The organism is Carnobacterium sp. AT7, assembly GCF_000171855.1.
GTDB lineage: Bacteria > Bacillota > Bacilli > Lactobacillales > Carnobacteriaceae > Carnobacterium_B > Carnobacterium_B jeotgali.
Genome location: NZ_ABHH01000050.1, coordinates 1 through 8,361 on the forward strand (window position 1 = coordinate 1; position 8,361 = coordinate 8,361).

The 8,361-nt window shown below is 38.0% G+C and carries 4 protein-coding genes, 12 tRNA genes, 2 rRNA genes and 1 pseudogene; 2 read left to right on the forward strand and 17 right to left on the reverse strand.

From position 1 onward, the window contains the following. From CAT7_RS11530 to CAT7_RS11540, 3 genes and pseudogenes are all read right to left on the reverse strand, one after another. Positions 1–447, reverse strand: a pseudogene (locus CAT7_RS11530) (PTS sugar transporter subunit IIC); the annotation flags it as partial. Between the two features lie 182 nt (positions 448–629). Then, positions 630–1,892, reverse strand: a complete 1,263-nt coding sequence (locus tag CAT7_RS11535; protein WP_050771822.1) for a PTS sugar transporter subunit IIC — start codon at positions 1,890–1,892, stop codon at positions 630–632. Between the two features lie 57 nt (positions 1,893–1,949). Next, positions 1,950–2,849 (reverse strand): DUF7916 family protein, encoded by a 900-nt coding sequence (locus CAT7_RS11540; RefSeq protein WP_007725812.1) that lies wholly within the window; start codon positions 2,847–2,849, stop codon positions 1,950–1,952. 325 nt (positions 2,850–3,174) lie between these two features. Here CAT7_RS11540 and CAT7_RS11545 point away from each other — a divergent pair, with 325 nt between their 5' ends. Both CAT7_RS11545 and CAT7_RS11550 read left to right on the forward strand, forming a co-directional pair. Then, the gene (locus tag CAT7_RS11545; protein WP_007725814.1) at positions 3,175–4,362 is read left to right on the forward strand and encodes an ROK family transcriptional regulator; all 1,188 of its coding nucleotides are present in this window, start codon (positions 3,175–3,177) and stop codon (positions 4,360–4,362) included. Between the two features lie 401 nt (positions 4,363–4,763). Then, on the forward strand, positions 4,764–6,083 hold the full coding sequence (locus CAT7_RS11550) for an ISL3 family transposase (RefSeq protein ID WP_007725816.1): 1,320 nt from the start codon (positions 4,764–4,766) through the stop codon (positions 6,081–6,083). Between the two features lie 173 nt (positions 6,084–6,256). Here the strand turns inward: CAT7_RS11550 and CAT7_RS11555 are convergent. The 14 genes from CAT7_RS11555 to CAT7_RS11620 all read right to left on the reverse strand — a co-directional run. Then, positions 6,257–6,340 (reverse strand) — tRNA-Leu (locus tag CAT7_RS11555). A 34-nt stretch (positions 6,341–6,374) separates the two neighbouring features. Continuing rightward, positions 6,375–6,445: transfer RNA gene (locus tag CAT7_RS11560), tRNA-Cys, on the reverse strand. Between the two features lie 32 nt (positions 6,446–6,477). Continuing rightward, a tRNA-Gln gene (locus tag CAT7_RS11565) sits at positions 6,478–6,549 on the reverse strand. Positions 6,550–6,560: 11 nt separating this feature from the next. After that, positions 6,561–6,633, reverse strand: a tRNA-His gene (locus CAT7_RS11570). Between the two features lie 37 nt (positions 6,634–6,670). Further along, positions 6,671–6,744, reverse strand: a tRNA-Trp gene (locus CAT7_RS11575). A gap of 29 nt (positions 6,745–6,773) precedes the next feature. Next, positions 6,774–6,857, reverse strand: a tRNA-Tyr gene (locus tag CAT7_RS11580). A 5-nt stretch (positions 6,858–6,862) separates the two neighbouring features. Next, positions 6,863–6,938: transfer RNA gene (locus tag CAT7_RS11585), tRNA-Phe, on the reverse strand. Between the two features lie 35 nt (positions 6,939–6,973). Then, positions 6,974–7,046, reverse strand: a tRNA-Asp gene (locus CAT7_RS11590). A gap of 19 nt (positions 7,047–7,065) precedes the next feature. After that, positions 7,066–7,138: transfer RNA gene (locus CAT7_RS11595), tRNA-Val, on the reverse strand. Between the two features lie 46 nt (positions 7,139–7,184). Beyond that, positions 7,185–7,256, reverse strand: a tRNA-Glu gene (locus CAT7_RS11600). A gap of 11 nt (positions 7,257–7,267) precedes the next feature. Beyond that, a tRNA-Ser gene (locus CAT7_RS11605) sits at positions 7,268–7,356 on the reverse strand. Between the two features lie 55 nt (positions 7,357–7,411). Further along, positions 7,412–7,485: transfer RNA gene (locus tag CAT7_RS11610), tRNA-Asn, on the reverse strand. Between the two features lie 12 nt (positions 7,486–7,497). Beyond that, positions 7,498–7,613, reverse strand: a 5S ribosomal RNA gene (gene rrf, locus CAT7_RS11615). A 91-nt stretch (positions 7,614–7,704) separates the two neighbouring features. Further along, positions 7,705–8,361 (reverse strand): 23S ribosomal RNA (locus CAT7_RS11620); the annotation flags it as partial.

Sequence of the window (8,361 nt, forward strand, 5' to 3'; positions counted from 1 at the left end):
AAATAGTCCTTTTGTATCCGTATAGTTACGAGACAATACGTTTTCTACGACTTGCATTTTATCATTAACTAACAATTCTAGTGTTGTAGGGTTGACGGTTATGTAACTGATGACTGCTAGTAATCCAGGGAAATATCCGCTCTCTTTATTTAGATTTCCTATTTCCATTCCTATTAAAAAGACTGCACTAATTGTCAACATATTCATCGTAGCGTAGTTAATAGCTTGAGAAATTGGTTTTAATCCTTCCAAGAATGCTAACGCATCTATTTGTGCTAATCCATTAGTTGAATCAAATACCATATTAGAGAATAGTGTTGCAAAAGCCCCTGTAATGATTACTGGTATTAATGCGGTAAAAGCGTTTTTGATTGCTATGATATACTTGTAGCCGTTGATCTTAGTAGCCATATTTCCTAACATTATAATCCATTTGTTATTTTCCATCTATTTCTCCTCCTTTTAATATCTTTTCACAAATTATTGTAACCCTTTTCATTTAATTTGTAAAGTCATAACATTAATTTGTATTTACAAATTTTTCCTGTTATAAAAAAAAGCCTAACTTCAATTTGCTATCGAAGTTAAGCTTTTTTTATATCTATTCTTTATCTAAAGTTCTAATTCATTTATTTTTGCTCTTGCGCCATTGATTCTCCCAATTCTTCAGCTTTGAATCCTTTTTCAACAGCTAAGAAAAATGGCAAGTATAACAATACATCTACTATGATTAATACAATTTGTAAGATCGAACCACTAATGCTTCCCGTTACTAAAAAGCCGCTTATGATTGGTGGCATTGTCCATGAAGCAACTGTTCGAGTCAACGGAACTAGCCCTGATGCCATTGCAAGGTAGGCAACCACCACATTGACCATTGGTGCAAGAATAAACGGAACCAACAACATAACATTTAATACTACAGGTAGTCCGAACATAGTTGGTTCGTTAATGTTAAAAATCCCTGGAACTACGGTAATGGGAGCTAAGACTTTTGTTTGTTTACTTGTTTTTTTCTTACGAGCTAAATACCCTAATACTAAAACCAAACCAAGAGTTGCACCACCACCACCAATATAGACAAGATTATCCATAAAAGAGATCGTGAAAATATGTTGTAGTTCGGTACCCGCTTGATAAGCAGCGCGATTTTCATCTAGATTAGCAATCCATAACGGTTGCATAACTGAATTAACCACGTTTCCTCCATGAATACCCACAAACCAGAACAAACTATTCAAACCTACAATTATAACTGTACCAAATACATTATTTCCTAGTAATCCTAGAGGGCCTCCTAAAACTACTTGAGCAATATCATGTAAGTTGGGTAAATTTAACTTCATTAAAATTGCATAGATAATCAACCAAAATGTAACAATAAATGCACCTGGTATAATTGCACTAAAACTTTTTGCAACTGCTGGTGGCACAGTTTCTGGTAATTTAATTTGAATATTGTGGTTTATAAACCACTGATAGATATAACCACTAATTAACCCGACAATAATAGCCACGAATAAACCTTTTGCTGCCATATATGTTGTGGGCATTCCAGCACCAGCGTCAGAAGTAACAAAAGGTGTTACTACAATGAAAGATGACAATGAAATAATACCGGATGGAACCCCATCTACTCCAAATTGATTTGTTAAACTATATGCGATACCAAAGCTTGCTATTAAGCCAATCAGTCCAAAACTACTATCTGTTCCTTTCCATAGAAAATCGGCAACACCTACTTTACCAAGCCATTCTTCCCAACCCGGAATTGGAAAACTTGCTACGACCATAAATAAAGAACCAATAATAATCAACGGCATTGCCAATGTGATACCATCACGTATCGCAACAAGGAACTTATTATTTCCTATTTTTGAAGCAACTGGCATTAATTTTCGTTCTAAAAAATCATTAATATTACTCAATAAAATCTCCTCCTCTACTACTTATCTGTGTACCGATCTTGCCATCATTGAAGCAGTATGACGCATACCTCGTAAAGCTTTACTTAAAGCAAAAATATTTTCTACTGGAGCAATTCCACCATAGCCTGCATCTCCAATGTGTTGGATATCAACACCACAAATTTTATTACGAATAGCAATTTGCTTAATTGTATCTTCATCTGAACTTTCTTGGCTTGTTCCAATAGCTGACAACACTAATGCACCTTCTTTGTGAACAGCTTTAACGATTTCTTTCAATTCGTGTTCATCAAATCCAGGTACGGTACCCACTGCAGGAACTAAAATAATATCTGCCCCAGCTTCAATAAATGATTTTACCGTTTCTAAATCAACTATGCTCTCTGAAACACCAGCGCCATGCATTTTACCAGCAATAATTAACCCTGAAAACACTTCTTTTGTAGTACGGATTGTTTTCTCAATTTGAGTATTTGTAACACCCGTTCCTGGATTTCCTGTTAAACAAACAAAATCTAATCCCAATGATTCAATCTCATTGATTGTTTTTAAATTTGCTTGTCTACCTTCAGCAATCGTTAAACGATCTTCTGCCATAGATGCTTCTTCATCAACCGGTTCCAAGTTAACACCGATTGGACGACCGACCAAATTATGAAGCTGATCCACAAATGATCCATCCTGATTACTTAAACCTGAAATTTTAGGATTCAACACATCTATCCCATTTAACAAGATTAAATCTGCCCCAAATGCTCTAGCAATTTCTGCATTTGTAATGTCCTCAATAAACGGTTCTCTCTCCACGACATTTTCAGACATCACAATTCTTCCTTCACTTGCTTTAATACTTTGTTTCAGCTCATCAGCGGTCATATTCATAATTTCTGAAGCGTTAGCACTTATAAATCTTTTTGTCATAATACAACTCCCTATCATTTTTTTATTTATCTTTCTTTTACTCACTTATTTGTTACCGTTATCATTCTAATTCAATCTAATAACGTTAAATACTTAGCGTTAGCCAAGTTACTAGGCATATCCCTTTCCATAATTTTTTATTGGTTATAAATTATAAATAACAAACCAGGAAAACTCTGTTCAAAACCATATTTGTTAATATTTTGTTATCAACAACCTTATGTTAATCGATAAATAGCCCCCTGTCAACCTAAATCGTTCCAATAGTTGTTTATAAAAAATAATTAATGTTGTATACTAATTTTGTGATATTAAGGAGGATTCTATGAAGATTACTAAAAGACAGAAGGAATTACAAACCAAAATATTAGATATCATTTATACAAAGGGGCCTTTATCAAGGATTGATATTTCTCAAGCAACTGGGATCACACCAGCAACAGTAAGTGATATTGTTGGAAACTTAATTGTGGAACAGTTGATTCACGAGACTGGTGAAATCGTTTCTGATACAAATAAATCCGGTAGAAAAAAAATTTCTTTAGACATTTCACCTAATCATAGTTTTTACATTGGGGTAGAACTATCAGAAAAATTCTTTGCCTATTGTCTTATTGACAATAAACAAAATTTATTTGAAAAAAAGATTCTAACAAATGATCCTTCCACTCCCGAAAGAAATCTTACTGCATCTTTATTCGTTACTGAATTGCACTCGTTTCTTTTACACTGCTCTAATTACCATCCTCAATCTATTGGGATTGCATTACCTGGACATTTCGATGAGGAAAACCAATCAATTTTAACAAATAATTCATTTTGGACTAATTTCAACTTTAAACAATTACTCTCTACAATAAACTTACCAGTGTATTTCAAAAATAATGTTCACTGTATGACTTTATCAGAACGGTTATTTGGTCACGATAGCACCGATAATAATTTTACTTTTGTGCACGTAGGTCGAGGAATGTTTTGTTCATCAATCTATCAAAGTAATCTCTATGGGGATAATAATAATTTAGTCGGAGAAATTGGTCATATAGTTGTTCATCCTGATGGTGAGCTTTGTGAATGTGGCAAAAGAGGATGCTTGCAAACTTATGCTAGCGAATCTTGGATCATTAAAAAATCTCAAATTCTTTTTGATAAATCTGATAGTACTTATCTGAGGCAGTTAGCGACAGATCGAGCTCATCTCACAATTGAAGTGATCCTACAAGCCTATAAGTTGGGTGATGAGGGCGTCATAAATATCTTGCACAATGCTATTAAGTACCTTTCGATTACCCTAAATAATCTTTCAATGATGATTGACGCAGATAAAATGATTATTCATGGTGAACTCTTTTCAGAAAAACAACTTTTAGATTTAATAAAAGATTATTTAGAAAAAAACATTGCTCTATTAGCAACAAAGAAAAAAACACTTATAGAAATTAAAAATTATTCAGCTATAAATGGAGCTTTATCAGCTGCTGGTCTTTGTGTGGCAAAGCAACTCCTTAGTTAGTCCATTATTTTTTGGATTTAAACTAGTTTCTTTAAATAAATTTTACAGATTATTCAACAATGGGTATGACTGCTCCAAAAGAAACTTCATAGATAATACATGAAGTTTCTTTTTAGACCCCTATAGAACTACAGTCTTCCAGAAATTTTGGCTCTATATTTTTAGTTTAGATAAATGAATTTAGTTCATACTTAATATTCTGGAGGGATTGGGTTGTTTGTAGTCCTGTAGAATGTTTAAGGCTTGAAAGATCTTACGAGCCAATCCGACTATTCAGGCTGTATAATTTTTGGTGTGGATGAAGAAATTCATTCACACCTATTTTTGTGCAAAAAAATAGAAACATATGAAATTTCCAGTTAGAATAAAGTCACCACAACTCACTAGAAAGGAAAATTCATATGCCTCGTAATAATTGTATCCGAATTGCACTCGATTTAAAAGATAAAAACATTCTTTTTGATGAAAAATTTTGTAAGGAGAAGAGAATCAAAGGATTCAGATCAAAAGTTTACTATGCCACTTTAACGTATCAGCCTTCTCACTGCGAGTGTTGCGGGATGAAAAATCACTCCTACTCTATTGTTAAGAATGGGTATTTAACCTCTAGGGTTAAATGGGTCAGCTCTACTCACTATCCAACTTATATTCAGTTAAAGAAACAACGATTTCTTTGTAGAGAATGCGGTGTGACCTTTGTTGCTCAGTCTCCTGAGATCGAACAAGGCTGTTTTATCGCTAAGCGGGTCAAACAGTCTATTGCAGTTGAATTAGCCGACACTACTTCTGTAAAAGACCTGTCTAAACGGCATTTTGTTTCTCCTACCACTACAGACAGAGTCTTGAAACAACTCAATCAGTCTGTTAAAAACAATTTCAAATCCTTGCCGCAACACCTTTCTTTTGATGAATTTAAATCCGTTAAAAACGTCGAAGGCAAAATGAGCTTTATTTATTCCGATGCAGATACACATGAACCGATTGATATCTTGCCAACTCGGCTCTTAACCGCTTTACACAAGCACTTTCTGCGCTATCCCTATAAAACGAGGATGACTGTAAAAACGATTGTCGTAGACATGAACGCGGCCTACTTTACATTAGTTAAAGACCTCTTTCCTAATGCTAAAGTAATCATTGACCGTTTCCATATCATTCAGTTGCTCTCACGTTCGTTGAATCAAACCAGAGTTCAACTAATGAAACGATTCAATACCTCTAATTCAGAAGATTTAAAGAACTACAGAAAATTTAAAAGGTACTGGCAACTTCTATTAAAAGACTCAGATGACTTGAATTTTAAGGATTACCGCTATCAACGACTCTTTAAAAAGCCTTTACCGAATACAGAAATCATTGACTACCTACTCACGCTCGACGAGACCCTTAAAGCGACATATGATCTGTATCAAAATCTTCTTTATTATTCTAAAAAAAATGACTATAAAGGATTTAAAGACCTTATACTGAAGACTTCTCCAAAGGAGTTGTCTCCTTTTATGCAGACTGCCCTTAAAACCCTGCGTAAACACTTGCCTAGGATCAAACATACTTTTATGTATCCCTATTCCAACGGTGCTTTAGAGGGGTCAAACAATAAAATAAAAGTCATTAAACGGGTTGCTTATGGTTATCGGAATTTCCAGAATTTTAGATGCCGTATTTTGATTAGTTTTAAAGCGAAAAAAAACAGCATGAGTCAGTTACCTCACGCTGCCTAAATTAGATTTTATTTTAACTAAATTTTGCTCATCCACACCATTTGACGAAGAGCCACTATTCATAAGAATCTTTGAAGCATCCACACCATTTGACGACGATTCCAAAGAGACTGATTAAAGAAATGAACAAAAAAATACACCTAGCATCTTATAGATGTGAGGTGTATTTAGTATACCGGCGGCCGGAATCGAACCGGCACGCCCTCGCGGGCACAGGATTTTGAGTCCAGCGCGTCTACCAGTTCCGCCACGCCGGCATATGGACTACTTTTTTTCATCTTTTCGAACATAAGGCGGTAACCGGATTTGAACCGGTGATGAAGGTTTTGCAGACCTCTGCCTTACCACTTGGCTATACCGCCATCTTTTTAGTTGAATGGTTCATTCAATTAAACTGGGCTAGCTGGATTCGAACCAACGCATGAGGGAGTCAAAGTCCCTTGCCTTACCGCTTGGCTATAGCCCATGAAAAAAAAAGGCGACTGATGGGGATCGAACCCACGCATGCCGGAACCACAATCCGGTGTGTTAACCACTTCACCACAATCGCCATGGTAATTATTTTTTTGCCCATCTTACATTAAAAATGGCAGGGGTAGTAGGAATTGAACCCACACTGATGGTGTTGGAGACCATAGTTCTACCTTTAAACTATACCCCTATCTTATAAAGGTTATTTCTTTTAAAAAATGGTGGAGGGGGGCAGATTCGAACTGCCGAACCCGAAGGAGCGGATTTACAGTCCGCCGCGTTTAGCCACTTCGCTACCCCTCCAATAATGGTGGCCTGGGACAGAATCGAACTGCCGACACCTTGAGCTTCAATCAAGTGCTCTACCAACTGAGCTACCAGGCCATTATATAAATGGTTTATTTAATTTTTCAAACCAACGGTCTCGACGGGAATCGAACCCGCGATCTTCTGCGTGACAGGCAGACATGTTAACCCCTACACCACGAGACCTTTTTATAACTTAAACCAATGGAGGTTGACGGGATCGAACCGCCGACCCTCTGCTTGTAAGGCAGATGCTCTCCCAGCTGAGCTAAACCTCCGAAGAATCTTACTACTGCTTTTTTTAACCAGTAACGTCGTTACTGATGACCCGTACGGGAATCGAACCCGTGATACCGCCGTGAAAGGGCGGTGTCTTAACCGCTTGACCAACGGGCCGTTTTTTCAAACGGAGAGTAAGGGATTCGAACCCTTGAGACAGTGTTCACCGCCTACATGATTTCCAATCATGCTCCTTCGGCCACTCGGACAACTCTCCAGGTGGGGTTCACTTAAACTAATCTCGTTTATATTTACATAGTTTGACTATGGAACTCCGCAAGTAGGACTCGAACCTACGACATCATGATTAACAGTCATGCGCTACTACCAACTGAGCTATTGCGGAATAATTGAATGTGCGTGGCAACGTCCTACTCTCACAAAGGGAAACCCTTCACTACCATCGGCGCTAAGAAGCTTAACTTCTGTGTTCGGCATGGGAACAGGTGTGACCTTCTTGCCATCATCACCACACAATTTCAATCAAGAGAACGTTGTTCTCTCAAAACTGGATAAGTTAAAAATCATTTTTCGTTCTGAAACCCTCTTACACCGTTTAAAAAATTTGGTTAAGTCCTCGACCGATTAGTATTGGTCCGCTCCATCTATCGCTAGACTTCCACTTCCAACCTATCTACCTGATCATCTCTCAGGGGTCTTACTCACTTACGTGATGGGAAATCTCATCTTGAGGGGGGCTTCACGCTTAGATGCTTTCAGCGTTTATCCCGTCCACACATAGCTACCCAGCAATGCCCTTGGCAGAACAACTGGTACACCAGAGGTGTGTCCATCCCGGTCCTCTCGTACTAAGGACAGCTCCTCTCAAATTTCCTACGCCCGCGACGGATAGGGACCGAACTGTCTCACGACGTTCTGAACCCAGCTCGCGTACCGCTTTAATGGGCGAACAGCCCAACCCTTGGGACCGACTACAGCCCCAGGATGCGATGAGCCGACATCGAGGTGCCAAACCTCCCCGTCGATGTGGACTCTTGGGGGAGATAAGCCTGTTATCCCCAGGGTAGCTTTTATCCGTTGAGCGATGGCCCTTCCATGCGGAACCACCGGATCACTAAGCCCGACTTTCGTCCCTGCTCGACTTGTAGGTCTCGCAGTCAAGCTCCCTTATGCCTTTACACTCTGCGAATGATTTCCAACCATTCTGAGGGAACCTTTGGGCGCCTCCGTTACACTTTAGGAGGCGACCGCCCCAGTCAAA

What these genes read in the sequence shown, in the direction of transcription:
- CAT7_RS11535 (WP_050771822.1), bottom strand. Translation starts at nt 1,892, where the DNA reads ATGCCAGTTGCTTCAAAAATAGGAAATAATAAGTTCCTTGTTGCGATA.
- CAT7_RS11540 (WP_007725812.1), bottom strand. Translation starts at nt 2,849, where the DNA reads ATGACAAAAAGATTTATAAGTGCTAACGCTTCAGAAATTATGAATATG.
- CAT7_RS11545 (WP_007725814.1), top strand. Translation starts at nt 3,175, where the DNA reads ATGAAGATTACTAAAAGACAGAAGGAATTACAAACCAAAATATTAGAT.
- CAT7_RS11550 (WP_007725816.1), top strand. Translation starts at nt 4,764, where the DNA reads ATGCCTCGTAATAATTGTATCCGAATTGCACTCGATTTAAAAGATAAA.